The organism is Xanthomonas protegens (assembly GCF_038442435.1).
GTDB classification, from domain to species: domain Bacteria; phylum Pseudomonadota; class Gammaproteobacteria; order Xanthomonadales; family Xanthomonadaceae; genus Xanthomonas_A; species Xanthomonas_A sontii.
In genome coordinates this window covers 32,994-58,022 of sequence record NZ_JAQJCQ010000004.1, presented here as the reverse complement: position 1 = coordinate 58,022, position 25,029 = coordinate 32,994, and the positions used below count along the sequence as shown (strand labels likewise).

General features: G+C 69.7%; 17 protein-coding genes. 9 read left to right on the top strand and 8 right to left on the bottom strand.

Translation table 11 applies throughout. From position 1 onward, the window contains the following. Positions 1-11 precede the first annotated feature (11 nt). From PIQ37_RS06475 to tkt, 9 genes are all read left to right on the top strand, one after another. Positions 12-1,925, top strand: a complete 1,914-nt coding sequence (locus tag PIQ37_RS06475) for a type IV pilus secretin PilQ (RefSeq protein ID WP_342072833.1) — start codon at positions 12-14, stop codon at positions 1,923-1,925. Positions 1,926-2,078: 153 nt separating this feature from the next. Next, a complete protein-coding gene (locus tag PIQ37_RS06470; RefSeq protein ID WP_342072832.1) occupies positions 2,079-3,098 on the top strand; it encodes an AAA family ATPase in 1,020 nt (339 codons plus the stop codon). A 58-nt stretch (positions 3,099-3,156) separates the two neighbouring features. After that, the gene (locus tag PIQ37_RS06465; RefSeq protein ID WP_342072831.1) at positions 3,157-4,095 is read left to right on the top strand and encodes a DUF58 domain-containing protein; all 939 of its coding nucleotides are present in this window, start codon (positions 3,157-3,159) and stop codon (positions 4,093-4,095) included. Next, positions 4,092-4,559 (top strand): DUF4381 family protein, encoded by a 468-nt coding sequence (locus tag PIQ37_RS06460; protein WP_342072830.1) that lies wholly within the window; start codon positions 4,092-4,094, stop codon positions 4,557-4,559. The genes PIQ37_RS06465 and PIQ37_RS06460 overlap by 4 nt, the downstream gene beginning before the upstream one ends. Further along, positions 4,556-5,575, top strand: coding sequence for a vWA domain-containing protein (locus PIQ37_RS06455; protein ID WP_342072829.1), 1,020 nt, complete (start codon positions 4,556-4,558; stop codon positions 5,573-5,575). The genes PIQ37_RS06460 and PIQ37_RS06455 overlap by 4 nt, the downstream gene beginning before the upstream one ends. Next, complete coding sequence (locus PIQ37_RS06450) at positions 5,572-7,452, top strand: vWA domain-containing protein (protein ID WP_342072828.1); 1,881 nt, start codon at positions 5,572-5,574, stop codon at positions 7,450-7,452. Before PIQ37_RS06455 ends, PIQ37_RS06450 begins: the two co-directional genes overlap by 4 nt. Next, a complete protein-coding gene (locus PIQ37_RS06445; RefSeq protein ID WP_407136719.1) occupies positions 7,449-9,209 on the top strand; it encodes a BatD family protein in 1,761 nt (586 codons plus the stop codon). The genes PIQ37_RS06450 and PIQ37_RS06445 overlap by 4 nt, the downstream gene beginning before the upstream one ends. Positions 9,210-9,401: 192 nt before the next feature. Beyond that, the gene (locus PIQ37_RS06440) at positions 9,402-10,691 is read left to right on the top strand and encodes a dicarboxylate/amino acid:cation symporter (RefSeq protein WP_342072827.1); all 1,290 of its coding nucleotides are present in this window, start codon (positions 9,402-9,404) and stop codon (positions 10,689-10,691) included. 231 nt (positions 10,692-10,922) lie between these two features. Beyond that, complete coding sequence (gene tkt / locus PIQ37_RS06435) at positions 10,923-12,923, top strand: transketolase (RefSeq protein ID WP_342072826.1); 2,001 nt, start codon at positions 10,923-10,925, stop codon at positions 12,921-12,923. 214 nt (positions 12,924-13,137) lie between these two features. Here the strand turns inward: tkt and PIQ37_RS06430 are convergent, their stop codons facing one another. The 8 genes from PIQ37_RS06430 to PIQ37_RS06395 all read right to left on the bottom strand — a co-directional run bounded on the left by PIQ37_RS06430 (position 13,138) and on the right by PIQ37_RS06395 (position 24,893). Then, complete coding sequence (locus PIQ37_RS06430) at positions 13,138-13,899, bottom strand: DUF2894 domain-containing protein (RefSeq protein WP_342072825.1); 762 nt, start codon at positions 13,897-13,899, stop codon at positions 13,138-13,140. After that, entirely contained in the window at positions 13,889-14,539 is a 651-nt protein-coding gene (locus tag PIQ37_RS06425) for an OmpA family protein (RefSeq protein ID WP_342072824.1), read from the bottom strand. Before PIQ37_RS06425 ends, PIQ37_RS06430 begins: the two co-directional genes overlap by 11 nt. Beyond that, positions 14,536-16,992 (bottom strand): DUF802 domain-containing protein, encoded by a 2,457-nt coding sequence (locus tag PIQ37_RS06420; RefSeq protein WP_342072823.1) that lies wholly within the window; start codon positions 16,990-16,992, stop codon positions 14,536-14,538. The genes PIQ37_RS06425 and PIQ37_RS06420 overlap by 4 nt, the downstream gene beginning before the upstream one ends. A gap of 10 nt (positions 16,993-17,002) precedes the next feature. Beyond that, on the bottom strand, positions 17,003-17,734 hold the full coding sequence (locus PIQ37_RS06415) for a DUF3348 domain-containing protein (protein WP_342072822.1): 732 nt from the start codon (positions 17,732-17,734) through the stop codon (positions 17,003-17,005). 126 nt (positions 17,735-17,860) lie between these two features. After that, positions 17,861-18,295, bottom strand: coding sequence for a hypothetical protein (locus tag PIQ37_RS06410; protein ID WP_017909857.1), 435 nt, complete (start codon positions 18,293-18,295; stop codon positions 17,861-17,863). Between the two features lie 300 nt (positions 18,296-18,595). Continuing rightward, positions 18,596-21,334: a TonB-dependent receptor gene (locus PIQ37_RS06405; RefSeq protein WP_342072821.1), complete on the bottom strand. Its 2,739-nt coding sequence runs from the start codon at positions 21,332-21,334 to the stop codon at positions 18,596-18,598. A gap of 132 nt (positions 21,335-21,466) precedes the next feature. Beyond that, positions 21,467-22,588 carry a phosphatidylinositol-specific phospholipase C1-like protein gene (locus tag PIQ37_RS06400; RefSeq protein WP_342072820.1) on the bottom strand — a complete coding sequence of 374 codons (1,122 nt, stop codon included), beginning with the start codon at positions 22,586-22,588 and terminating at the stop codon, positions 21,467-21,469. 349 nt (positions 22,589-22,937) lie between these two features. Beyond that, the gene (locus PIQ37_RS06395; protein ID WP_342072819.1) at positions 22,938-24,893 is read right to left on the bottom strand and encodes an acetyl-CoA hydrolase/transferase C-terminal domain-containing protein; all 1,956 of its coding nucleotides are present in this window, start codon (positions 24,891-24,893) and stop codon (positions 22,938-22,940) included. Positions 24,894-25,029: the final 136 nt, after the last annotated feature.

Below are 25,029 nucleotides of genomic sequence, written 5' to 3'. Positions count from 1 at the left end.
GGGATAGCACGATGACTTTTTCCAAAGCCCTGAGCCTGCGCCCCATCCGGCGTCACGCGACGATGCGGCTATGCGCGTTGGGGTTGGCGGCGATGCTCGGGAATGCGGTCGTCGCCAGTGCGGCGCCGCCCGCCGCGCCTGTTGCCGCGTCTCCCGCACCTGCGGCGGCGCCTGCCAAGCTCACGGTGTCGAAGATCGACTTCAAGCGCGGCGATGGCGGTGCGGGACGGCTGATCCTGTCCTTCAACGGCACCGGCGCCAGCCCGGACCTGCGCACCCAGGGCAACAGCGTGGTGGTCGATGTCGGCAACGCCACGCTGCCGCCTGAGTTGCAGCGTCCGCTCAACGTCACCGACTTCGCCACGCCGGTGCAGCGCATCGATGCCAAGCCGTACGCGGGCGGCGCCGAGCTGGTGCTGAACACCAATGGCGCGTTCGAATCGCTGGCCTACCAGTCGGGCAACGAATACGTGGTCGAGATCACCCCGCGTGCCGCCGCGCCGGCCGTGGGCGCGGTCACCGCGACCACGGTCAGCCAGGCCGCCGCGCAGGTGGCCGCCCGTGGCTACAGCGGCAAGCCGGTGACCTTCAACTTCCAGGACGTGCCGGTGCGCACGGTGCTGCAGTTGATCGCCGAGGAGTCCAATCTCAATATCGTCGCCTCCGATACCGTGCAGGGCAGCGTCACCCTGCGCCTGGTCAATGTGCCGTGGGACCAGGCACTGGACATCGTGCTGCGCGCCAAAGGCCTGGACAAGCGCCGCGACGGCAAGGTGATCTGGGTCGCGCCGCAGCAGGAACTGGCCAAGTTCGAGCAGGACAAGGAAGACGCGCGCATCGCGATCGAGAACCGCGAGGACCTGATCACCGACTACGTGCAGATCAACTATCACAGCGCCACGGCGATCTTCAAGGCGCTGACCGAGGCCAAGGGCATCGGTGGTGGTGGCGGCGGCGGCGGTGGAAACGGCGGCGGCAACGGCAACAGCCAGAACGACAATGGCTTCCTGTCGCCGCGCGGGCGTCTGGTCGCCGACGAGCGCACCAATACGCTGATGATCAGCGACATCCCGAAGAAGGTCGCGCAGATGCGCGAGCTGATCAACGTGATCGACCGCCCAGTCGACCAGGTGCTGATCGAGGGTCGCATCGTCATCGCCACCGATACCTTCGCACGCGATCTGGGTGCGCGCTTCGGCATTGCCGGCCGCAGGCAGTACGGCGGCAATACCGGCGTGGTCAGTGGCAACCTGGCCAACAACACGTCGATCCTCAACAACAGCACGCACAACATTCCCGGTGGGCTCAATTTCAACATGCCCGCAGGTACCTTCACCAACGGTACGCCAGGCTCTATTGCCTACACCTTGCTGGGCGCCAATTTCTCCCTGGACATGGAATTGTCGGCGCTGCAGGAAGAAGGCCGTGGCGAGGTGATCTCCAACCCGCGCATCGTCACCTCCAACCAGCGCGAGGCGGTGATCCGGCAAGGCAAGGAAATCGGCTACGTCACGGTCACCGGCGGCACCGGTGGCACCGCCGCCACCCCGAATGTGCAGTTCAAGGAAGTGCTGCTGGAACTGAAGGTGACCCCGACCATCACCGACGACAATCGCATCTTCTTGAACATGAACGTCAAGAAAGACGAGGTGGAGCGCTACGTCACCCTGCCGCTGTACGGCACTGTCCCGGAAATCAATCGCCGCGAAATCAACACCGCGGTACTGGTCGACGACGGGCAGACCGTGGTGATCGGCGGCGTCTACGAATTCACGGATCGCAGCAGCATCTCCAAGGTGCCGTTCCTGGGGGACATCCCGTTCCTGGGCAACCTGTTCAAGCAGCGTGGCCGCAGCAAGAGCAAGGCCGAGCTGCTGATCTTCGTGACCCCGAAGGTGATGCGCGTGGCCAAGCGCGCCGGCTGATCGGCGCGGACAAGGCGGGAAACCTTCGACGGGAGAGGCGTAAGCCTCTCCCGTCGGCGTTTACGCCCATCGATGAGGAAATCCTGAATTCGCAGCACGCGGCGTCCGCCGCGCGCGGAACCATTTTCACCGGCGATCGGTCAGACTGCGCAAATGAACACTCCATCCCCGACCCTCGATTCCCCGCCGGCCGCGCCCGAGCAGCAGCGCCTGCACGCCGCGTTCGTCGCCCTGCGCGACGGCCTGTCCCAGACCATCGTCGGCCAATCGGCGCTGGTGGAGCGCCTGCTGATCGTGCTGCTCGCCGATGGCCATCTGCTGGTCGAAGGCGCACCCGGCCTGGCCAAGACCACCGCGATCCGCGCCCTGGCCTCGCGCCTGGAAGCGGATTTCGCCCGCGTGCAGTTCACTCCCGACCTGCTCCCGGCCGACCTCACCGGTACCGAGGTGTGGCGCCCGCAGGAGAGTCGCTTCGAGTTCCTGCCCGGGCCGATCTTCCATCCGATCCTGCTCGCCGACGAAATCAACCGTGCGCCGGCCAAGGTGCAATCGGCCCTGCTCGAGGCGATGGGTGAGCGCCAGGTCACCGTCGGCCGGCACACCTATGCGCTGCCGAAGCTGTTCCTGGTGATGGCGACACAGAACCCGATCGAGCAGGAGGGCACCTTCCCGCTGCCGGAGGCGCAGCTGGACCGCTTCCTGATGCATGTGCGGATCGGCTACCCGGAAGCGGCCGCGGAAGCGGAGATCCTGCGCTTGGCGCGCGAGCGCGCCCGCGAGACGCTGGAGGCCGGCGAGGCGCCGCCGCCGCGCATGCCGCTGGAAGACGTGTTCGCGGCACGCCGTGCGGTGCTGGCGCTGCACATGGCACCGCCGCTGGAGCGCTATCTGATCGAACTGGTGCTGGCCTCGCGCGATGCCAGCGGCTACGACGTCGCGTTGGCGCGGCGCATCGCCTGGGGCGCGAGTCCGCGCGGTTCGATCGCATTGGAGCGGTGCGCCCGCGCCCGCGCCTGGCTGGCCGGGCGCGATTTCGTCACGCCCGACGACGTGCGCGCGGTCGCCGCCGATGTACTGCGCCACCGCGTGCTGCCCAGCTACGAAGCGACCGCCGAAGGCTGGGATGGCGATCGTCTGGTCGCGGCGCTGCTGGACAAGGTGCCGCCGCCGTGAGCGTACGCCGCCAAGTACGGCGGTTTCCCGCCGCCCGCCTCCGCGCGGAGTAACGACGATGGCACCGCAGCCGACCGCGCCGGGCACGCCGCACGCTGCCGCGCCGGCCGAGGCGGGGATCCGTCCCAGCCTGGCCGAGCTGATGGCCCTGCGCGCCGCGGTCGCACGCATGCCGCCGCCGCGCCGAGGCCGCCATGGCCTCAGTGGCGCCGCCCCGTCGCCGATGCGCGGGCGCGGCATGGAGTACGCCGAGTCGCGCGAGTACGTGGCCGGCGACGACGTGCGGCACATCGACTGGCGGCTCACCGCGCGCAGCGGCCGCACCCACACCAAATTGTTCCAGGCCGAGCGCGAACGGCTCAGCCTGATCGTCGCCGACACCGCGCCATCTCTGTACTTCGGCACGCGCGTGCGCTTCAAATCGGTGCAGGCGGCACGTGCCGGGGCGGTGGCGGCGTGGGCGGCGCAGCGCCAGGGCGATCGCCTTGCCGCCTTGCGCGGCAGCCGCAGCGAAGCGCCGGTGCCGCCCGCCGCCGGGCCGCGCGGCGTGCTGCGCGTGCTCGATGCGCTGGCGCGCTGGTATGCGCAGCCGCCGCAGGACGATGCCGGCCTGACCATGGCGCTGGATCACGCGGCCAAGCTGCTGCGCCCGGGATCGCGCCTGACCGTGCTGGCCGATCCGGCCAGTGCGCAGGCCGTGCCCGCCGCACGCTGGGCCGGGCTGGCGCTGCACAACGAAGTGGAGTTGCTGCTGCTCGCCGATCCGCTGGAAGTGCATCCGCCACGCGCCGCCCTGCCGTTCTGGGCAGGCGGCCGCCGCGTGGAGGTGGATCTGCTGGCGAGCACCGCGCAACAACGCTGGCGCGCGCAATTCGTGCAGCCATTGGAAACCCTGGCGGCGGAACTGCCGGGCCGCGGCGTGCAGGTGCGGGTGCTGCTGAGCGACGCGCCCAGCGAGTCGTGGTTGCTGCCGGTGCAGCAGGGCACGACGCCATGAGCCCGCAGCAACTGCCTCTGCGCGATGTACACCTGCCGCCGGCACCGGCGTGGTGGCCGCCCGCACCGGGCTGGTGGATGCTGGCGGCGGTGCTGCTGCTGGCGCTCGGCGTGGCGCTGTTGGTATGGATGCGCCGGCGCCGGCGCGAGCAGCGCTGGCAGCGTCAGTTCGATGCGGCAACGCGTGCGGGCGAACCGCCGGCGCAGGTGGCCGCGGTCTCTGAGTTGTTGCGGCGTGCGGCGCAACGCCGCGATCCAGCCGCTGCGACGCTGCAGGGCGAGGACTGGCTGCGCTTCCTGGACGGTGGTGACAAGCGTCAGGATTTCTCCACCGGCCCTGGCCGTGTGCTGCTCGATGGCGGCTACCGGCCCAGCGTGGACCCGGCGCAGGTGCAGGCGCTGCTGCCGCTGGCACGGCGCCGCTTCCTGGCGTTGATGGCGGTGCGGCGTGGAGGACGGCGATGAGCCTGTTGTCGTCGTGGCAGAGCCTCAGCGACCTGCTGGCCGGCTTCGCCTGGCCGTGGATGTGGCTGGCGATGCCGCTGCCCCTGCTGGCCAATCTGCTGCTGCCGGCACGGCGCGGCAATGCGCCGGCCTTGCGCGTGCCCTATGGCGAGCGTCTGCAGGCCGTGGCTGCCGCGCCGGCACGCGGCGGGCTGTGGCGCGCCAGCGTGTGGCTGGCCTGGCTGGCCTGGTTCTGCCTGTGCGCGGCGGCGGCGCGGCCGCTGCAACTGGGCGAACCCATCGCGCCGCCGCAGCAGGCGCGGCAGCTGATGCTGGCGGTGGATCTGTCCGGCAGCATGAGCGAGCCCGACATGACCCTGGGCGGGCGCGTGGTCGATCGTCTGACCGCGGCCAAGGCAGTGCTGGCCGATTTCCTCGATCGCCGCGATGGCGACCGCATCGGTCTGTTGGTGTTCGGCCAGCAGGCGTATGCGCTGACCCCGTTGACTGCGGATCTGGCCACGGTGCGCGACCAGTTGCGCGACAGCGTGGTCGGCCTGGCCGGGCGCGAGACCGCGCTGGGCGATGCGATCGCGCTGGCGGTCAAGCGCCTGCGCGAACAGCAGCAGGGCGAGCGGGTGCTGATCGTGCTGACCGATGGCGTCAACACCGCCGGCGTGCTCGATCCGCTGAAGGCCGCCGAACTGGCCAAGGCCGAACACGTGCGCGTGTACACCATCGCCTTCGGTGGCGATGGTGGCATGTCGCTGTTCGGTCTGCCGATTCCAGGCAGCGGCGGCGACGACCAGGTCGACGAGGACACGCTGCGCAAGATCGCGCAGGACACCGGCGGGCGCTTCTTCCGCGCCCGCGACACCGCCGAGCTGGCCTCGATCTATGCCGAACTGGACCGGCTCGAGCCGGTACGTTCGGCCGGTCCGGCGGTGCGGCCGAGGATCGAGCGCTACGCCTGGCCGCTGGCCGCGGCGCTGGCGCTGGCATTGCTGTCCTTCATCTGGCCCTGGAGGCGGCAATGACCCGCGTGATGGAGTTCCTCCAGGCATTGCACCTGTTGCGCCCCGAGTGGCTGTGGGCGCTGCTGTTGCTGCCGTTGCTCGGCTGGAGCTGGTGGCGCCGGCGGCGGCGCCGCGACATCTGGCGGCGCACGGTGGACCCACATCTGCTGCCGCATCTGCTGGCGCGTGGCGATGCCAAGGGCAGCGCTGGCCTGTTGCTGGGCGCGCTGGGCTATGGGCTGGCGGTGCTGGCGCTGGCCGGACCGAGCTGGCGCCAGGAACAGCAGCCGCTGTGGCAGGCGCGCACGCCGTTGGTGATCGCACTGGACCTGTCCGCGCAGATCGACGCGCGCGACCTGCCCCCGTCGCGGCTGCTGCAGGCGCGGGCCAAGCTGGCGCGGCTGCTGCACGAGCGCGCCGGCGGCGAAGTGGCCTTGCTCGCGTATGCCGGCGAGCCGTACACGGTGGCGCCGCTGACCGACGATGCGGCGAACGTGGGCCTGTTCCTCGACGCGCTGTCGCCGCAGGTGATGCCGGTGGCGGGGCAGCGCACCGACCTGGCGATCGATTGGGCGGCGCAACTGCTGCGCCAGGCCGGCTTCTCCCGCGGCGACATCCTGGTGCTCAGCGACCAGGCCGATGCGAAGGCGCAGCAGGCCGCGTCGCGCGCGGCCAAGCAGGGCTATCACGTGTCCGCGCTGGGGTTGGGCACGGCGCAGGGCGCCGCCTACCGCGACGACCAGGGCCGGCTGTCGCACGCACAGCTGGATGCGGGCGCGCTGCGTGCGCTGGCGGAAGCGGGCGCGGGCCGCTACGCGGCGTTGACGCCAGACGATACGGATCTGCGCGCGCTGGGCGTGCTGCGGCCGCAGGAAGCGGACGCCACGGCGGCCGACGAAAGCCATGGCCGCGTGTGGCTCGATCAAGGCTATTGGCTGCTGCCGCCGCTGATGCTGCTGGCCTTGCTCGCGTTCCGTCGTCGCGGTGGCGCCGCAGTGCTGCTGCTGGTGTTGGCGCCGCTGGCGATGCCGCTACCGGTGCATGCGCAGGCTCAGGTGCCAGCGCCTGCACCGGCACCGGCACCGGCACAGACGCCGGCACCCGGTCCTGTCGCAGGCGGGTGGTGGGAACGTGCCGACCAGGTCCGCCAGCAACGGCTGGACGCAGGCGTGCAGGCCTACCGCAAGGGCGATTTCGCCGCCGCGCAACAGCAGTTCGAAGGCACCGACAGCGATGCCGGCTGGTACAATCTTGGCAATGCGCTGGCGCGGCAGGGCCGTTACGACGAGGCGATCGACGCCTACGACAAGGCGCTGAAACTGCATCCGCAGATGGCCGATGCGATCGCCAACCGCGCCGCGGTGGAGGCCGCGCGCAAGCGCCAGTCGTCGCAGGACTCCAAGTCCGGCCAGCAGGGCAAGGACGGCCAGCAGCAGAAGAGCGGGCAGTCGCAGAACGGCCAGCAACAGAACGATCAACAGCGAAACGGTCAACAGCAGGCGGGTCAACAGCAGGCGGGTCAGCAGCAGAACGGCGCTCAGCAGAACCCGCAGCAGAAGAACCAGCAGCAAAACGGTCAGCAGCGCGACGGCCAGCAGGGACGCGATGGCGCCAAGGACGCGCGGCAGGCGCCGCCGAAGCCGGGCGATGCGCAGGCGCAACAGCAGGCCGATGCGGCGCAGCGCCAGCAGATGCAGCAGGCGATGGCACAGCAGGGCGGCGCCGACAAACAGGCCGCCGAGCGTGCCGCTGCCGCCGCGAACGAGACGCCGCAGCAGCGCGAGCAGCGTCAAGCGGTCGAGGCGTGGCTACGGCGGGTGCCGGACGATCCGGGCAATCTGCTGCGCGCAAAATTCAGGCTGGAACACGAACGCAGGCAGCGGGAACAAGAACCATGATCCACTTCAAGCGACTCGGCCAGGGGGCACGCGTCTGCGCGGTGCTGATGGTGTTGGCCGCGCTGCTGCCGGCGTTGCCGGCGGCGGCCGCCACGCGCGCGTGGCTGGATCGCGACAACGTCGGCGCCGGCGAGGGCGTGACCCTCAACATCGAGACCGACCAGGCGGCGGCCACGCCGGACTACACGCCCCTGCGCGCGGATTTCGCGCTCAGCAACGAGGTCAAGAGCCGGCAGATGCAGATCGTCAACGGCGCGGTCTCGTCGAAGTCCTTGTTCGGCGTGATGCTGACGCCGCGCAGCACCGGCACGCTGGAGATTCCGTCACTGCAGGTCGGCAACGAACGCACCGCGCCCTTGCGGCTGGAGGTGGCCGCGGCCAGTGCCGCGGTGCCGGCCACCGCCAATGCCGATGTGCCGGCGCAGGTGGGCAATGCCGACGTATTCGTGCAGACCGTCGTCGACGATGCGCGGCCCTACGTGCAGCAGAGCGTGGGCGTGGTGGTGCGGCTGTATCTCGGTGTGCCGCTGAGCTCGGGCGAGCTCGACCTGGACGCGCCGGCTGGCGCGTCGCTGCAGCGCGTCGGCGACGACATCCAGAACCGCCGTCAGATCGACGGGCGCATGTACACGGTGGTCGAGCGGCACTACCTGCTGGTGCCCGAGCGCAGCGGCTCGCTGCTGTTGCCGGGCGCGCGTTTCAGCGGCCGCGGCCCCACCGGCTTTTTCGACGACTACTTCGGCCGCGGCGGCGAACTCAATGCGCGCGGCACCGCGCAGACCCTGCAGGTGCGCGCGCAGCCGGCCAATGCGCCGCAGCCGTGGCTGCCGCTGCACGAACTGCGCCTGCGCTACACCGCCACGCCGCAGCGTGCAAAGGCCGGCGAGGCTGCCGACATCGTGGTCGAGGCCACGGCACGTGGCGCGACCCAGGCGCAGTTCCCCGAACTGCCCACGCCCAGTGTCGATGGCGCGCAGGTGTTCGCCGAGCCGCCGCAGGTGCAGGAACGCTTCGTCGACGGCGGGCCGCAGGTGACCGTCAGCCGTCGCTACTCGATCGTGCCGCAGGCGGCGGGCCCATTGCTGGTGCGCGGCCTGCGCATGCCGTGGTGGGACGTGGGCGCTGGCGCCGCGCGCGAGGCCAGCCTGCCGGATCTGACCCTGCAGGTGCAGCCCGGACAAGGCGTGCCTGCGCCGGCCCCCGCCCCGGTCACCCCCGCGGCGCCGACGCTGAGCGCGGTCCCCGCCGACAACGCGGTGGCGCCGACGCATACCCTGCGGGGATGGCTCGCCTCGTCGCCGCTGTGGATGGCGCTGGCCGCGGGCTTTGCGGTGCTGTGGCTGGCGACCCTGGTCTGGGCCTGGCGCCGTGTGCGCCGTGCGCGCGGCGTTGCAGCGCTGCCGGGCTCGGTGCCCAACGCTGCGCCGGCTGCGGCATCGGCGCCCGCGACTGCGCGCGCCGCATTGCCGGAATTGCGCAAAGCGCTGGACAGCGGCGGTCTGGACGAGGTCGCCGCGATCCTGTGCGCGCAGGCCGGCGTCGCCGACCTGGATACGGTGGTGCAGCGTCTGGACGACCCGGCGCAGCGCGACGCGGTGCTGCGCATGCAGCACGCACGCTGGGGCGGTGGCGGCGATGTGACCGGTGCGCGCGCCGCGTTGCGTGCGGCGTTCGCGTCGGGGCCCCGCTGGCGCGTCGCCACGCGCGGCGCGGCGGAAGACGATCTGCCGCCGTTGTACCCGACGCGCAAGGCTTGAGCGGGGGCGTGCAGCCAGGCTCGATCTTGCGATCGCGGGATCGTGGCTCGCCAGTCTTGGGTGGTGCTATCCGACATTGCAGGTGAGACGCTGCAAGCCGATGCGCGCATCGCGCGGCCTGTGTCATCGGGTGATGGTCGATGTCTGCTCATGGTTTGTTAAGCTGAGTGCTCCTTTTCGCAAGGCGTACTCATGACCGACACCCCCGTGAAGGCCGAAACCGGCATGCCGTTGCACTGGAAAATGGCGATCGGCTTCGTCCTCGGACTGGTGCTGGGCCTGGCGGTACACATGAGCGCGGGCGGCGATGCGGCCTGGGTGCAGGCGCTGACCAAGTACCTGACCACGCCGTTCTCCAAGCTGTTCCTCAACCTGATCTTCATGCTGATCGTGCCGCTGCTGTTCTCGGCGCTGGTGATGGGCATTTCCGAGATGGGCGACATCCGCGCGCTCGGCCGGATCGGCTGGAAGACGCTGGGCTACACGGTGGTGCTGTCCGGCGTGGCGGTGCTGCTGGGTCTGGTCCTGGTCAACGTGCTCAAGCCGGGCATCGGCGTGGATCGCGAGCTGGCGCAGCAACTGCTGCAGCAGAACGTGGAGCGTACCGCGCAGATCGTCGACCAGAGCAGGCATCAGCCGCATGGCATGGACATGCTGCTGTCGATCGTGCCTGACAACGTGATCGAAGCCGCGTCCAGCAACGGCGCGATCCTGTCGCTGATGTTCTTCGCGGTGATGTTCGGCGTGGGCATGGTGCTCAGCGAAGACGCCAAGGTGGCGACGCTGCGGCGCGGCATCGAGGGTGTGTTCGAGATCTCGATGACCCTGATCGGGCTGGTGATCCGCCTGGCGCCGTATGCGGTCGCCTGTTTCATGTTCAACCTGGCGGCGCTGTTCGGCTTCGAGCTGCTGGTGCGGCTGGGCGCCTACGTGGGCGTGGTGGTGCTGGCGCTGGGCCTGCACATGGTGGTGAGCTACGGCGTGGCGGTGCGCCTGGCTGGGCGCTCGCCGCTGTGGTTCTTCCGCGCCACCCGCGAGGCGACGGTGATGGCGTTCTCCACCGCGTCCAGCAACGCCACTCTGCCGACCGCGCTGCGCGTGGCCGATCAGATGGGGCTGCCGCACAAGGTCTCGCGCTTCGTGCTCACCGTCGGCGCCACCGCCAACCAGAACGGTACCGCGCTGTTCGAGGGCGTGACGGTGATCTTCCTGGCGCAGTTCTTCGGCGTGGAGCTGAGCATCGCGCAGCAGTGCATGGTGATGCTGGTGTGCATCCTCGGCGGCATCGGCACCGCCGGCGTCCCGTCCGGCTCGCTGCCGGTGGTGGCGCTGATCTGCGCGATGGTCGGCGTGGACCCGGTCGGCATCGGCATGATCCTCGGCGTCAACCATTTCCTGGACATGTGCCGCACCGCGCTGAACGTGACCGGCGACCTGGCGCTGACCACGCTGGTGGCCAAGGGCGAGGATGGCGGGGATTAGGGAGTCGGGATTTGGGGATTGGTGAAGGCGGCAGCGTCGCGGCCTGACCGGCCACGCGTGGGAGCGGCTTCAGCCGCGATGGGCCTACCGGTGAACGCCTATCGCGGCTGAAGCCGCTCCTACGTCGTCTCAGGCGTCCAGCCGGTGACGCTACGAATCCCCAATCCCCAATCCCCGCCTGTGGGACAATAGTGGGCCCGACGCCACGCGCCCGCTTCCGACAGATCCCTCATGACGACGCCTACCCGCCGCGAACTCGCCAATGCGATCCGTTTCCTTGCCGCCGATGCGGTCGAGGCCGCCAATTCCGGCCATCCCGGCATGCCGATGGGCATGGCCGACATCGCCGAAGTGCTGTGGAACGACTTCCTCAGCCACAACCCGAACAATCCGCACTGGTTCAACCGCGACCGCTTCGTGCTGTCCAACGGCCATGGCTCGATGCTGCAGTACGCGCTGCTGCACCTGTCCGGCTACGACCTGCCGATCGAGGAGCTCAAGCGCTTCCGCCAGTTGCACAGCAAGACTGCCGGCCACCCGGAGCGCAGCGAGACCCCCGGGGTGGAGACCACCACCGGTCCGCTCGGCCAGGGCTTCGCCAACGCAGTCGGTTTCGCGCTGGCCGAGAAGTTGCTGGCGCAGCGCTACAACCGCCCCGAGCACCAGATCGTCGACCACCGCACCTGGGTGTTCATGGGCGACGGCTGCATGATGGAAGGCGTCTCCCACGAGGCCGCCTCGCTGGCCGGCACCTGGGGGCTGGGCAAGCTGGTCGCGTTCTGGGACAACAACCATATCTCCATCGACGGCAACACCGCCGGCTGGTTCAGCGACGACACCCCGGCGCGGTTCGAGGCCTACGGCTGGCATGTGATCCGTGATGTCGACGGCCAGGATGCCGATGCGGTCAAGGCCGCGATCGAGGCGGCGATCGCCGAGAGCGAGAAGCCGACCCTGCTGTGCTGTCGCACCACGATCGGCTTCGGTGCGCCGACCAAGGCCGGCAAGGAATCCTCGCACGGCGCCGCGCTTGGCAAGGAAGAACTGGAAGGCGCGCGCAAGGCGCTGAACTGGCCGTATGCGCCGTTCGAGATCCCGCAGGAAATCTACGACGGCTGGCGCGCCGGCGGTGCCGGCACGTTGCGCCAGGCCGAGTGGGAGTTGGCCTTCGACAAGTACGCCAAGCAGTACCCGGCCGAAGCCGCGGAACTGACCCGCCGCTCGCATGGCGAGCTGCCGGAAGACTTCCTCGCCCAGGCCGACGCCTACATCGCCAAGCAAGCCGCCGAAGGCCAGACCATCGCTTCGCGCAAGGCCTCGCAGATGGCGATCGAGGCGTTCGCGCCGCTGCTGCCGGAACTGGTCGGCGGTTCGGCCGACCTGGCGCATTCCAACCTGACCCTGTGGAAGGCCAGCAAGTCGGTCGCCACGGACGATCCGAACGCCAACTACGTGTACTACGGCGTGCGCGAGTTCGGCATGACCGCCATCGCCAACGGCCTGGCGCTGCATGGGGGCTTCATTCCGTTCGACGCCACCTTCCTGGTGTTCAGCGACTACGCGCGCAATGGCGTGCGCATGAGCGCGCTGATCCCGGCGCATGCGATCCACGTCTACACCCACGACTCGATCGGCCTGGGCGAGGACGGCCCGACCCATCAGCCGGTGGAGCACCTGGCGTCGCTGCGCTACATCCCCAACAACGACGTGTGGCGCCCCTGCGACACGGTGGAGTCGGCGGTGAGCTGGAAGGCCGCGATCACCCGCAAGGACGGCCCGAGCTGCCTGGTATTCAGCCGCCAGAACCTGCCGTTCCAGGCTCGCACCGAGGCGCAGATCAAGCTGATCGAGCGCGGCGGTTACGTGCTGGCCGACGCCGAGGGCGGCGCGCCCGACGTGATCCTGATCGGCACCGGTTCGGAGGTGGGCCTGGCGGTGGAAGCCAAGCAGGCGCTGGATGCCGCGGGCCTGAAGACCCGCGTGGTGTCGATGCCCTGCACCGACGTGTTCGATCGCCAGGATGCCGCCTACCGCGAGTCGGTGCTGCCGTCGGCGGTGCGCAAGCGCGTGGCGGTGGAAGCCGGTGTCACCGCGTTCTGGCGCGCCTACGTGGGCCTGGACGGCGCCGTGGTCGGCATCGACAGCTTCGGCGCCTCGGCGCCGGCGAACGTGCTGTACAAGCACTTCCAGATCACCGCCGAGCACGTGGTGGCGGCGGCGAAGGCGCTGTAAGCCGGTTCCACGACAGGTGACGAAAAAGGCCGGCGCATGCCGGCCTTTTTCTTGCCTGGATGGTGTGTGCCGCAGGAGGGAACGCGCATCTCGTAGGAGCGGCTTCAGCCGCGACCGCGATTCCCAGCAACGCCTGTCGCGGCTGATCCCGAAAAAGGGGACAAGAGCCGCTCCTACGGCAACGCAATCGGCGCGATATGCACCGGTGATGCGATCAACCGCGCTTGCGCGGCTTGCTGCGCGGTGTCGTCGGTTTGCCGGCGGCGCTGCCGGGTTGCTGCGACTTTGCCAGTGCGCCGCCGTCGTGCAGCTGCTGCAGCCAGGACAGTGCATCGACGTAGGACAGGAAGTGCTGCAGGTAGCCGGGCGAGAGCGTGCGCATCAGCGCCAGTGCACGATGCACCAGCACGCCGGAGTTGAGCGGGCCGGCGTCGGTGGGTGCCGGTTGCAGCGACTGCCGCAATTGGCTGCGGCTGCGCAGTTCTGTCCACAGCCGGCGCGCGTCTTCGACGGCGGGCAACTGTGGTGCGGCAAGGCGCGCTGCGGCGCTTGCTGCCGGCGAGTGCGACGGTGCAGCGGCGTCTGCATCGATTGCGCCGGTCGCCTTGGACGTCTCGGTGTCGGTATCCACATGGGCGCCGACGTCGGTGTCCTGGCCGCTGCGGGCGGTGGCCGCCGCAGTTGCGGCGCGGGACTGCGCCAGCAAGGCACCGAGCGGGCCGGGTTGCATCGCGCGCACCGCGGCGTCGGCCTCGGCATCGCCAGCACCTTGCGGTGCCGCGGCCAGTGCCGCGGCGTAGGCGTCGAGCAGGGCGGACAGCTTCTGCTCCAGCAGTTCGCGCGCCTTGCCCTGCTGCGCCTCGGTGCGGCGCGCCAGCGCTTCGAGGAAGCGGAAGCGCAACGGGTCGAGCCGCTCGGCGTGCTGGGCGCGCCAGGCGGCGAGGCGATCGGCGGCGGGAGTCGGATCAGTGCCCATGCGGTGACGCGGCGCTCTTGCGCATGCGCGGCAGCGGCGCCATCTCAACGCGGCGGTTGCTGGCGCGTCCGGCCTCGTCGCTGTTCGGCGCCACCGGTTGCTGCGCGCCGAAGGCGGCGGCGAAGACCGCATCGGCCGGTACGCCGGCCTCGATCAGGGCGCGGGTCACGGTCAATGCGCGCTCGGCCGACAGTTCCCAGTTGTCGGCGAACTGGCGGTTGCTCTCGCGCACCTGGCGGTCGTCGGTGAAACCGCTGACCATCAGGATCTCGTCGCGCGCCTTGAGGTAGCCGGCCAGTGGCGCGGCCAGGCTCTTCAGCAGGTCGCGGCCTTCCGGCTGCAACTGGTCGGAGTTCAGCGCGAACAGCACGTTGCCGCGGATACCGATGCGGCCGTCGACCAGGGTCACCCGGCCGGCTGCCAGCGGTGCCGCCAGCGCCTGTTCCAGGGTCTTGCGCTGCTGCGCTTCAAGCTGGCGCTGGCGCATCTCCGCATCCAGCTTGTTCGACAGCTGCAGTTGCACGCCGATCACGCCGATCAGGATCAGCACGAAGGCGCCGAGCAGTACCGACATCAGGTCGCCGAACACCGCCCAGACCGGGGCGCCGTTGTCGGCCTCCAGTTCCAGTTCGTCGCTCATGCTGCGTCGGCCTGGTCGGGCGCCTGGCGCGCGGCGAGCTGGCGCAGCTCCTCGGTGATCTGCTGCTGCGAGAGCATGCTCAGGTCGATCACCTCACGCGCCTGCGCCACGTAGTAGGCCAGTTGCTCGTCGCTGCGCGCCAGCGACTTGTCCAGCGCCTGCTCGATGCCCTGCAGGCGTTCCAGCAGCGCGGCGTTGGATTCGCCGAAGGCCTGCACCGCGCCGGAGAACGCGTCGCCCAGGCTGGCCACTTCGGTGGCGCCGGCGACGACCTGCGCGGCGGCGTCGTCGAGCTTGCCGGTCTGGGCGTCGATCTGGTCGGTGAAGCGGCTGCCGACGCGCTCGAGCAGATCGGCCGAGGTCGCGACCAGGGCGTCCACCGCGCTGCGCTGTTCGGTGGACGCGTGGTTGACCGCCTCCAGCAGGGTCTGCAGCGTGGCCAGCAGGCGATTGCGCTCGTCGAGCATGGCCGTGTCGCGGACCATGCTGTCGGAGAGCTTCTGGCGCAGTTCCGCGACCACGTCGGCCGCGGCCTTCGGCGCTTCCGAGGCCACCTGCACCAGCCGTTCGATCTCGGCGATGGTGTCGCGCGCCTGCGCCTGGCTCTGTTCCGACATGGCCGCGGCGGTCTCCTGCAGCGTGCTGCAGATCTCCTGCTGGCGCTGCGCGATGCGCTCGCCATGGTGCTCCCACTGTCCGCCGAGGGTCGCGGCCATGCTGGCGAAGCTGTCGGTCCAGGCATGCAGACGCGCCTGGTCGCGCGCTTCCAGCGCCTCCTGCAGGTCGGCATGGGCCTGCTGCAGCGTCTCGGCGAGGGCGGCGGCACGCTGTTCCAGGCTGGCCGCGGCGGTGTCCAGGGCCTGCGCGTTGCGCGCGGCCAGGGCCTCGTTGACCTCGCGTTGCTGCGCCAGCGCCGCGCTCCACGCCTGTTGCACGGCCTCGACGGTGGCGTCCAGGCGGGTCGCCACGGCCTCCAGCGCCTGCGTGTTGTGCGTGGCGAGGGTGTCGTTGATCGCGCGCTGCTGTGCCAGCGCAGCGTCCCAGCCCTGCTGTGCGGCCTCGGCGGTGGCGTCCAGGCGCGTCGCCACGGTGTCCAGTGCCTGCGCGTTGCGTGCGACCAGGGCCGCGTTGGCCTCGCGCTGCTGTTCCAGCGCCGTGTTCAAGCTCTGCTGTGCGGCTTCGGCGGTGGCATCCAGGCGGCTGGCCACCGTGTCCAGTGCCTGCGCATGGCGCGCAGCGAGGCCGTCGTTCGCCTCGCGTTGCTGCGCCATCGCCTCGCTCCAGGCCTGCCTGGCGTCGTCGCTGGCGGCCTGCAGGCGTGCTGCGGTCGCCTCCACCAGGCTGGTGGCGCGCTGTTCCAGGCCGTCGCCGGCGCGTTGCAGCGCGCTGCCCAGTTCCTGCAGCAGCGCGCCGTTGACGCGTTGCTGCTCGGCCAGCGCGCTGTCCCAGCGCTGCGTGGCCTGCTCGGCGGCCTGGGCGAAGCCGCTGGCCAGGCCGTCCAGTTGCAGCTGCACCGCCTGGCCGACGGTGTCCTGCAGCGCGGCGGTCTCGCGCGCCACGCCGTCCAGCGTGCGTTGCACCACCGGTTCCAGCGCGTCGCCGAACGCCCGCGCGTGCGCGGCCACACCGGCCTGAAGGGCGTGTTCGACCGCCCCGGCCAGGCGCGTGTAGGCGGCCTCGGTGCGGCTGTGGAACGCGTCCTGGCTGCTGGCCAGGCGTTCGCCGCTGACCGCGCTGTGCTGTTCCAGCGCCGCCATCATCGCCTGCATGCGCTCGATCAGGCCGGGCATCAGCGTGGCCTGGGTCTGCAGCAGCTTGAAGGCCTCGTTGCGCTGGTAGGCCAGCGAATGCGTGCGCAGCGCGGTCGCGGCGTGCAGGTCCAGGTGCTGCACCGCCTGCAGGCGCTCGCGCCGGCACAGCGCGGCGAGCAGGCCGAGCATCGCCGAGGCGGCGACGCCGGCGATGGAGGTGCCGAAGGCGAAGCCCAGGCCCTTCAGCGGCGCCGCCAGCGAGGCGCGGATGGCACTCAGATCGGTGGCGCTGTCCAGTGCCAGGCCGGTACCGCGCAACGTCGCCATCATGCCCAGGAAGGTGCCGAGCATGCCCAGCAGCACCAGCAGGCCGACCAGGTACGGGGTCAGCGCCGGCACCGGCAGGGCCGCGCGTTCGCCTTCGATGCGCAGGCGCACCGCGTTGCGCAGGCTCGGGTGCAGCCGTTGCAGCCAGCTGCCCAGATCGCTGCGCGCGGCCTCTGCGTCGCTCAGCGCGGTGTGCAGGGTCGCCGTGGCCTGGCGATAGCGGTACAGCTCGGCGATGCCGGCCAGGTAGCACAGGCCGATCAGCGCGGCAAAGCTTGCGCCCAGCGGGTTGGAGCCGAGATAGCCGACGCCGATCCAGCAGACCACGGCAAGGCCGGCGAGGAACAGGACGGAATGGAGCAGGGTCTTGGGCATGAGGATCGCATCAACGGCTGCGAAGCGCGGCGAGCAGCGCTTCGATGGGATGGAAACGGACGTCCAGTTCGGCGCGCAGGACGCTGTGCAGGTCCTGCCGGAACAGGTCCAGCCAGGCCGTGTCGGCAGGCGCCGGCGGAACGTCGGTCAGGGATGGATCGGGGGCGGGCGCGGCGGCGGCGCGCAGGCGCTGGAAATGCGCTTCCAGCAGGTTGGGCACCGTCGCCAGCAGGGTCTGCTCGCGCGGGCTGAGGGTCAGTTCCATCACCGCATCGACCTCGGCCAGCCGCGCCATGTCCGGCGAGAGCGGAACCAGGGCATCGCGCAGCAGGCCGCGCAGTCGCCCGCTGGCGGTCAGCATCGCGCGCTGCAGTGCCTGGTAGCGCTGGCGGAACGGCGCGTAGTCGATCGGTGCGTCGGGGTCGTGCTGGCGCTTGCCCACGGGCTTGCCGGTCTCCTTGGCGATGTCCAGCGCGATGCTCTCTTCCAGCGCAGCGCGCACGCGGCCGCATTCGGCCTCCAGGGCCGACGGTTCCGGCGCCTCGGGGGCGTCCTCGGCAGGCTCGGGCAGTTTGCCGTCCAGCGCCCGCGACACCGCCACCGCGCGGTTCCAGTCGATCCATTGGCCGAGCCGGTCGGCCAGCGCGGGGCTGGACGCGGGCATCGGCGCATCGCTCAGGCGCGCCAGCAGGCGAATGAAGGCCGGGCCCGGGACGGGCGCCCGTGGAGGGGCTTTCGCCATGTGAGTGGTCAAAAACCCGCAATTTTACACGCGAATGACATCGGCTGCCCGGAGGCGGCCGATGCCGAACCGCGAGGAGACGCCAGCGACCTCAGCGCGCCTGGGGTTCGGTGCGAATGCGTTGCCTCATTTGCATTGCGGCTTGTTCATCTTGATGTCTTTCAGATCGGCAGCCGTATACAGCGCCGCGGGGCGGTTCGGGTCGTTCTGCATGTTCTGGTAGAGATTGGCCAGTGCCTGCAGATGGCCGTCTTCGCCGCTGCCGAAACGCTGCTGTTCCGAAGCCTTGGCGCCATACAGGCCATTGCACAGCAGGGCTTTCCTGAAGATCTTCAGCACTTCAACGCGCGCATAGTAGGTCTGCAGGCGCTGTGCGGCGTCTTGCGGCTGGTGATTGATCTTCGCGTAGTTGCTGTTGCAACGCGGACCGAGGTCCGTCGGATAGGCGGCGGCGATGCCCGCGCAACTGGCGACGGTGGCGGGCGGAGCGGCCAGCGCAGCAAAGGGCAGGAGTGTCGACAGCACGAGCAGAAGAGCGCGGAGCGATGGGCGCATGTTCATCGAAGGGAATCCTTGGTCGCAATGGGATGGATGGTCGGCTTGCGCGCCATGCAGACATGGTCGTCGCGCAGCCACTGTCGCTGCGTGCCGATATGTGCGGGATCGGGAAATGTCCCTAGATGCCCGGGCCTTCAGCCCGAGGAAGCGCGATGCAGCTTGCGGAGGATTGCCGCACCCCTCGATGCTTCGGCGCCAGGAGTGGCTTCTGACGGCGGGGCGCGGCGCTGGTGCATCCTGCCCAATGCCTTGCGTGCTGTCTGCACGCAAGGCACTCGCCGCAGCGGCGGAGGCAGGGCAGCGTCAGTAGGTATAGCTCAGCGTGAGCATGTACACGCGCCCGGTTTCCACGTAGGCGCCGTCGGCACCGGGGTCGTAGGCCATGTAGCGGGTGGACTTGCCCTGTGTCTCGTAGAACGTGGCCGAATTCAGCAGGTTCTTCGCAGCGATGCCGAGGTCGATGCCGTGCGGCAGGTGGTAGGTGGCGGTGAAGTCCAGCGACTTGACCGGCTGCAGGTAGTAGTTGAGCCGGTCGCTGGTCAGGCCGAGCAGTTGCAGGCCGGTGTAGTTGTAGCTCAGGTCGGCGCGCAGGCGGCTGTCGTCGTAGAACAGGTCCAGGTTGTAGATGCGCTCGGGCGCACGCGGCAGCCAGGTCTTTTCGGGCTGGTCGGCGCGCTTGCTGTCGGCGGAACTGTGTTGCAGGGTCAGGTTGGCGGCAACGCCGAAGTTGCTCCAGAACCCAGGCAGATCCTGCAGGCGCTTGCTGCCGGCCAGTTCCACGCCGTACAGCGTCGCGGTGCCGCCGTTCTGCGGCATGGTCACCGGCACGCCGTCCTCGAAGGTGGTACCGGTCGGGACCAGGCCGCCGAGCGTGTTGTCGTTGCTGGTCGCCGACTGCGAGGTGTAGATGAAGCCGGTGATGCGCTTGTAGTAGGTCGAGGCGCTGAGCACGCCGCCGTTGCGGTCGTAGAACTCCGCGGACAGGTCGGCGTTGTCGGCCTTGCTCGGCTGCAGGTCGGGATTGGGTTTGGAGATGCCGATGACCTTCTGGGTGGGGTCGACCGTGTACACGGTCTCGCCGGAGATCAGCCCGAACGCCGGGCGGCTGAAGCTGCGCCGCAGCGAGGCGCGGTAGACGGTCAGCTCGTCCGGGCGGTAGTTGAGGCTGATGCCCGGTAATACTTCGCCATAGGTGCGGCCGCTGCCGACGAAACGGCCGTTGATGCCGTCGCCGTTCGATTGCCAGGCATCGGCGGAGTAGCGGGTCAGTTCGTAGCGCACGCCCGGCAGGAGGGTCACCGCGCCGACATGCAGCGTCGCCATCGCGTAGCCGGCATAGATCGCCTCGGTACTGGAGGTGGTGTTGGCGTTGTAGTCGTTGGCGGTGTAGACGCCAGCCCCGTTGGGATCGTTGACGTACTTGTACGGCACCGCCTGCGCGCGCACCCAGTCGCGGTCGAGGATCTTGAACGGGCCGGCATAGTGGCCATCGAACGCCGCATAGGTGAGGCGGCCGGGCAGGGCGCTCAGCGGCGGGCCGCCGGCGTTGGGGAACACGTAGTTGGGGCCGCCGAAATACGGGCCGTTGTAGACGAAGTTGCCGTCGTTGTGGAAGAACGGGTGATCGTAGGAGCCGCGGTCGGCGTGATCGAGCGACAGGCCGGTCTTGACCTCGTCGAGCACGTCGCCGTCCACGCGGTAGCTGATGTCGGCATGCGCACTGGCGCGGTTGTCGTGGCTGCCGGCATCGTGGCCCTGGGTCTTCCAGAACAGCGCCGAATCCAGGCTGTAGAAGAAATTCTTCAGGGCCGGCGAGCTCGGGCCGATGCTCGGATAGGTCGGGTCGCTCAGGTCGAACGCGAAGCTGCCCGGGGTGAAACCGTACAGGCTCGCGGCGACGTAGTCCGGGCGGCTGCGGGTGCCGCGTCCGAAGGAGCTGCCGTAATCGAAGCGCAGGCGGTCTAGCGTGGTCTGCCCGCCCAACTGCAGGGTGGCCATGGTTTCCTTGATGTCGTGGGTGTTGAAGTAGCCGCCGCGCACCGCGGTCGGCTGGTTGTTGACGGTTTCCAGGCGTGCGCTGGACTGGTCCTGCTGGCCGGTGACGTTGTAGCTGCCGTAGATGGCGCGCGCGAAGAGGGAGGTGTGGTCGCCCTGCCAGTCGAAGGCGAGATTGCCGCCGTAGCGCTCGATCTGGCTGGTGTAGACGCTGTACTTGTAGCGGGCGCTGAGCAGCGGGCCGACATCGCGCAGATCCACTGCCTTGGCCTGCGCCGGATCCGCCGGGAAGTACGCGCTGTTGGGCGCCGGCGCCTGCGCCATGTTGTTGTTCTTGCCGTAGTAGGCCGAGGCATAGACGCCGAACGCGTGGTCGTCGCCGAACTTCCAGGCCAGCTCCTGTTGCACCGTGCCACCGGTGTGCTTGCCGCCGAGGTCGGAAGCGAGCGCGTTGAACTGGCCTTGCGTGGTGGTCTTGCCGTAGAAGTCGCCGTCGAAGTCGAACGCGCTGGGTGTGCGCATGTCGATCGCGCCGCCGATCGCGTCGCCCGGCAGGTCCGGGGTCGGCGACTTGGAGACCTTGACCGACTGGATACCGAACGGCGCCAGCATGTTCAGCGAGATCGCACGCGTGGACGAATCGGTCTCGGGCATGCCAAAGCCGTTGAGGCTGTAGCTGTTGTAGCTGGCATCCAGGCCGCGGATGCTGACATAGGCGTTCTCGCCGGTGGTGGCCTGGCCCAGGCGCATGTCGCTGTAGGCCGACAGCCCGGGCAGGTGCGCGACCACGTCGGCGATGCCGGCGGAGGGGATCGCGTCGATCTGCTGCTTGCTCATCACGCTGTTGACGCCGTTGGACAGGCGCTGTTCGTCCAGCGAACCGGGGACGGTGGCCTGCGCGGCCTGCACGTTCACCGAATCCAGGGTGGTGGTGCGCGCGCTGGCGTCCGCGGGGTCGTTGGCGTCGCTGGCGTGGGCGGCCGGCGAGAGCGCAAGCGCGAGGGCGATGGCACAGCACAGGGGACGGGGGCGATGGATCGGGAGCATGGGGGCGGCTCGTTGGGGGAAACAGCGGTTGCGATCCGAAGTCCGGACACGCCGATGCCGGCGCGCGGATCGCCCAGGCCTTCCATTGCGTACGTGTGGGGCGTGGCCGCGACGTCGCGCGGCCAATGGCATTCAGTGGTGCAGGTCGAGGCCGTGGCAGTCGGCCTGCGGACGCTGCGGATTGCAGCGGGCGACGGCGTCGCCGGGAAAGCGCACCACGTAGCCGGAGGCGGCCGGCGCGTGATCGGGAAAGTCGGTGCTGAGCAGTTGCGCGCCGCTGGCGAGCATGGCGTCGCGCCGCGCGGTGTCGTTGCGCAGGGCTTCCTTGAGGTCGGCGTCGGTGCGGGTGCGCACCAGGTAGCCGGCCTTCACCAGCGTCGCGATCTCGTCGGCGCTGCCGTCGTTGCGCTCGACGAAGGCGGCGTCGTCGGCGCCGGGATCGGCGTTGGTGAAACACACGCGGCCGCGCAAGGATGGATGGCCGGCGAGATAGGCCGGGCCGACCGCACGCTGGTCGAGCAGGAACACCACCTTGCCGCGCGCCGCGGAGAGCGCCGGCCAGCCCTGCGCGAGAACGGCAGCGTTGAGCGTGGCCGCGCTGCCGCGTACCTGGTCGGGGCTGATGTATTCGTTCGCGGCGAACACCGAGCGCAGTTCGGCGTCCAGCGCATCCAGCGCCTTGCCGTCGAACGGCTCCGGCTGCACCGTGGGGAAGGCCGCCGGCACGGTCGATTGCTTGGTTTCCAGCAGGATGAAGATCGGCAGATGCCCGGGGTGCCGTTGCGACCACGCCCGCACCTCGCGCAGGCAGGCCAGCAGCGGCTGGCAGGTGCTGCGCTGGTCGAGGTCCTGGATGTGCATGACCTTGAAGCCCGGTCGCTGCATCACGCTCGGCGCGGCGATCGGCGGCGCCGGCGGCAGCCCGGCCTTGGCGAGCTGGTCGATCATTGCCGGATGTGCGTAGCGCCCGCCCTTGGCGTCGGCGTAGATGTCCAGTTCGATCTGGCGCACGCCGTCGTCCAGTTGCTGCGTCAACGGCGGATGCCGGTAGTCCAGCGCCGCGAACGTCGCCGGGTCCAGGCGTTTCCACAGCGCCGCTTCGCTGGGCGCGAAGCCGGCGTGGTAGCTGTTGTGGCTGCCGATGTACTGCAGGTCGTTGAGTCTGGGGGCGGCGTACAGCGCAGATGGCAACAGCGCCAACACCACCAACAAGGCACGCAGCGCAGCTGGCGCGCTGCGGCGTTTCGACGACATCGGGACAGAACGTTGGGGGAACATCGTGGCCACGCTTGGTAACGATATCTCGACAGCATCCCGAGTGCAGTTGACGCGGGTGTTGCCAAATCGTGTCATGGCCGACGGCGTGCCACGACCGTGCGCGGTGTCCGATGCATGCATGACCGTCGTCACGTTGTCGTGGCGGGTGGACGACGCGCTTTAACCGCAACTCAGCGCGAAGCGTTCTCTTTCTTGCGAGAGCGGCTCAGCCGCGACGGGCATTCCCGATCGCTTGCGTTGCGGCTGATGGCCCAGGGCACGTCGAGCCGCTTCTACACGTAAACCCTGCGTCGCCGGGTGGCTCCCTGCCGTTGCTGCGCGTGCGTCACTGCGGCGTGCGCGTGCGCTGCAGGGCGAATGCCAGCAACGTCGCTTCCAGCCGTTCGCCGAGGCTGTGCGGTGCGTCCAGCCCCATGCGCTGCATGCAGGCGGCATCCGCCGCGGCACGCGCCAGCACCGCGCTGGCCACCGTCTTCAGCTTGGCGCCGGTGCTGGCGGTGTGCTGCTGCAGCCAGGACAGGGCGCGCAGCAGGCGCTGCTCGACCTCGGTGAAATCGCTGCCCAGCGGATAGTCGGGCAGGGTGCCGTCGCGGCGGAACGGCGCCAGCGCGTCGCGCACGCGCGCAGCCTGGTTGCGTTGCCAGTGCGTGGATGCTGCGAAGTCGGCGGCCAGCTTGCCGTTGGCCTTCGCCGTCTCCAGCAACGCGGGTTGGGCCTGCACGTCGGCGATCCCGACCATCGCCGCGATGCAGTCCTCGTCGGTCAGGCCGCGCAGGTCGGCGATGCCGTACTCGTTGACGTAGAGGTCGCGCAGGTGCCGCGGGATGGTGGTGTGGCCGTAGTTCCAGCGCACGTTCGACTGCGTTGCGCCGGCATCGCTGCGGACGGCGCGGAACATCAGTACGCTGCGCGCGTCGTCCAGCGCGTGCGCCATGGACACGAAGTTGTACTGGCCGCCGACGCCGGACACCACGCGACCATCGTCCAATGCATCGGACACCGCCGCGCCGAGCGCGGTGGCCATCATGCACGAGTTGAAGAAGCGCGCCTCGCGCCGCTGTACCCGGCGCAACGCCTCGCCGCCGTAGAGCTGGTTGATCTCGCTGATGCGGCGCATGCCGATCGCCGCGCGTGCCTGTGGATCCATGTCGCGCAGCCAGGCGTAGAACTCCGGCGAGCCCAGGTAGAACGCGCCCTGCAGGTATTCGCCCTCGCGCTCCAGGCGCTGCAGGTCCTGTGCATCGGCGCTGCCGTCGGCCACACGCTGCAGCAGCGGTGCGTCGTCTAGCACCTTGCGCCGGATCACCCCGCACTGGACCAGCTGCCGGAACCCCTCGTTGAGCATCTCGCTGCAGCCGAACAGGCCGACCGCGAACGGATCCAGGCCGCCGCATTCGCGTACCGCTGGATGCCGCTCCAATTCTGGATTCAGCGCCGCCAGCACCTGCCGGTAGCGCGCGTTGTCGGTATGCCGCAGCACCAGCGCGTGGCACAGCGCGTCGGCCAGGGTGCCGATGCCGATCTGCAGGGTGCCGCCGTCGCGCACCAGCGTGCTGGCGTACAGGCCGATGGCGTAATCGGCGTCGGCGACCGGCTGCCGCGGCAGCCCGAACAGGCGCGGATACGGCCCCGGCGGCGTCACCACCACGTCGAAGAAGCTCGGCTCCACCGCCGCGCAGCCGCCGATCCAGGGCAACTGCGGATCCACTTCGGCCACCAGCAGCGGCCGCGGCAGGCCGCGCCGCTGCACCGCGGCCAGGGTGTCCTGGGTGATGTCGTTGTTGCACGAGAACGACAGCCGGGTGCCGTCGGGTTCGCGCGCCACCTTCTGCACGATCAGGTTCGGCGCGCGCTGCGCCACCGCGTCGGCGGCATGGGTGTAATTGAGGCTGGTGTAGCTGCGCTGCGCCTGGGTCGAGCGCAGCAGTGCGCCGGACTGCATGTAGAACTCTTCGACCTGGATGTGCGCCGGCAGCGCATCGCGCTGCATCGCCAGCACGTAGCGCAGGCGCGGGAAATCCTCGCCGAAATGGCGCTGCACGAACGGCCGCGCGAACCGGCCCTGCAGCCCACCGCCGGGCGCCGGCGGATTGAGCGAGAGTGCGGTGTAGAGCTGCAGCGGCCGCGTCGGATCGCGTTCGACGCGGTCGTACAGCGCATTGAGCAGGCGGTGCGGTTTGCCCAGGCCCAGCGGCGCGCCCACGCGCAGCGGGCCGGCGATGCGCTGCAGGATCAGGTCGGCAGCGGCGTCGAGGTCGTCGAGATGATCGGTCATCGGCATAGCTTAGAGGGTGCGCCGGCGATTGCGTCGATCACGGTGCGCGCGCGATGTGCGCGGTGCCGCGGCGCACGTGACTGTCGGCGACGCGCTCTGGGCATGGGCGGCATGGCGATCGACAGGGCATCGGCCGCTGCGC

Bases quoted from the DNA above. Each gene is read 5' to 3' on its own strand.
- PIQ37_RS06475 (WP_342072833.1), top strand. From the start codon at position 12: ATGACTTTTTCCAAAGCCCTGAGCCTGCGCCCCATCCGGCGTCACGCG.
- PIQ37_RS06400 (WP_342072820.1), bottom strand. From the start codon at position 22,588: ATGTCGTCGAAACGCCGCAGCGCGCCAGCTGCGCTGCGTGCCTTGTTG.
- PIQ37_RS06450 (WP_342072828.1), top strand. From the start codon at position 5,572: ATGACCCGCGTGATGGAGTTCCTCCAGGCATTGCACCTGTTGCGCCCC.
- PIQ37_RS06420 (WP_342072823.1), bottom strand. From the start codon at position 16,992: ATGCCCAAGACCCTGCTCCATTCCGTCCTGTTCCTCGCCGGCCTTGCC.
- PIQ37_RS06405 (WP_342072821.1), bottom strand. From the start codon at position 21,334: ATGCTCCCGATCCATCGCCCCCGTCCCCTGTGCTGTGCCATCGCCCTC.
- PIQ37_RS06445 (WP_407136719.1), top strand. From the start codon at position 7,449: ATGATCCACTTCAAGCGACTCGGCCAGGGGGCACGCGTCTGCGCGGTG.
- PIQ37_RS06460 (WP_342072830.1), top strand. From the start codon at position 4,092: ATGAGCCCGCAGCAACTGCCTCTGCGCGATGTACACCTGCCGCCGGCA.
- PIQ37_RS06455 (WP_342072829.1), top strand. From the start codon at position 4,556: ATGAGCCTGTTGTCGTCGTGGCAGAGCCTCAGCGACCTGCTGGCCGGC.
- PIQ37_RS06465 (WP_342072831.1), top strand. From the start codon at position 3,157: ATGGCACCGCAGCCGACCGCGCCGGGCACGCCGCACGCTGCCGCGCCG.
- PIQ37_RS06430 (WP_342072825.1), bottom strand. From the start codon at position 13,899: ATGGGCACTGATCCGACTCCCGCCGCCGATCGCCTCGCCGCCTGGCGC.
- PIQ37_RS06425 (WP_342072824.1), bottom strand. From the start codon at position 14,539: ATGAGCGACGAACTGGAACTGGAGGCCGACAACGGCGCCCCGGTCTGG.
- PIQ37_RS06395 (WP_342072819.1), bottom strand. From the start codon at position 24,893: ATGCCGATGACCGATCATCTCGACGACCTCGACGCCGCTGCCGACCTG.
- PIQ37_RS06410 (WP_017909857.1), bottom strand. From the start codon at position 18,295: ATGAACATGCGCCCATCGCTCCGCGCTCTTCTGCTCGTGCTGTCGACA.
- PIQ37_RS06440 (WP_342072827.1), top strand. From the start codon at position 9,402: ATGACCGACACCCCCGTGAAGGCCGAAACCGGCATGCCGTTGCACTGG.
- PIQ37_RS06415 (WP_342072822.1), bottom strand. From the start codon at position 17,734: ATGGCGAAAGCCCCTCCACGGGCGCCCGTCCCGGGCCCGGCCTTCATT.
- PIQ37_RS06470 (WP_342072832.1), top strand. From the start codon at position 2,079: ATGAACACTCCATCCCCGACCCTCGATTCCCCGCCGGCCGCGCCCGAG.
- tkt (WP_342072826.1), top strand. From the start codon at position 10,923: ATGACGACGCCTACCCGCCGCGAACTCGCCAATGCGATCCGTTTCCTT.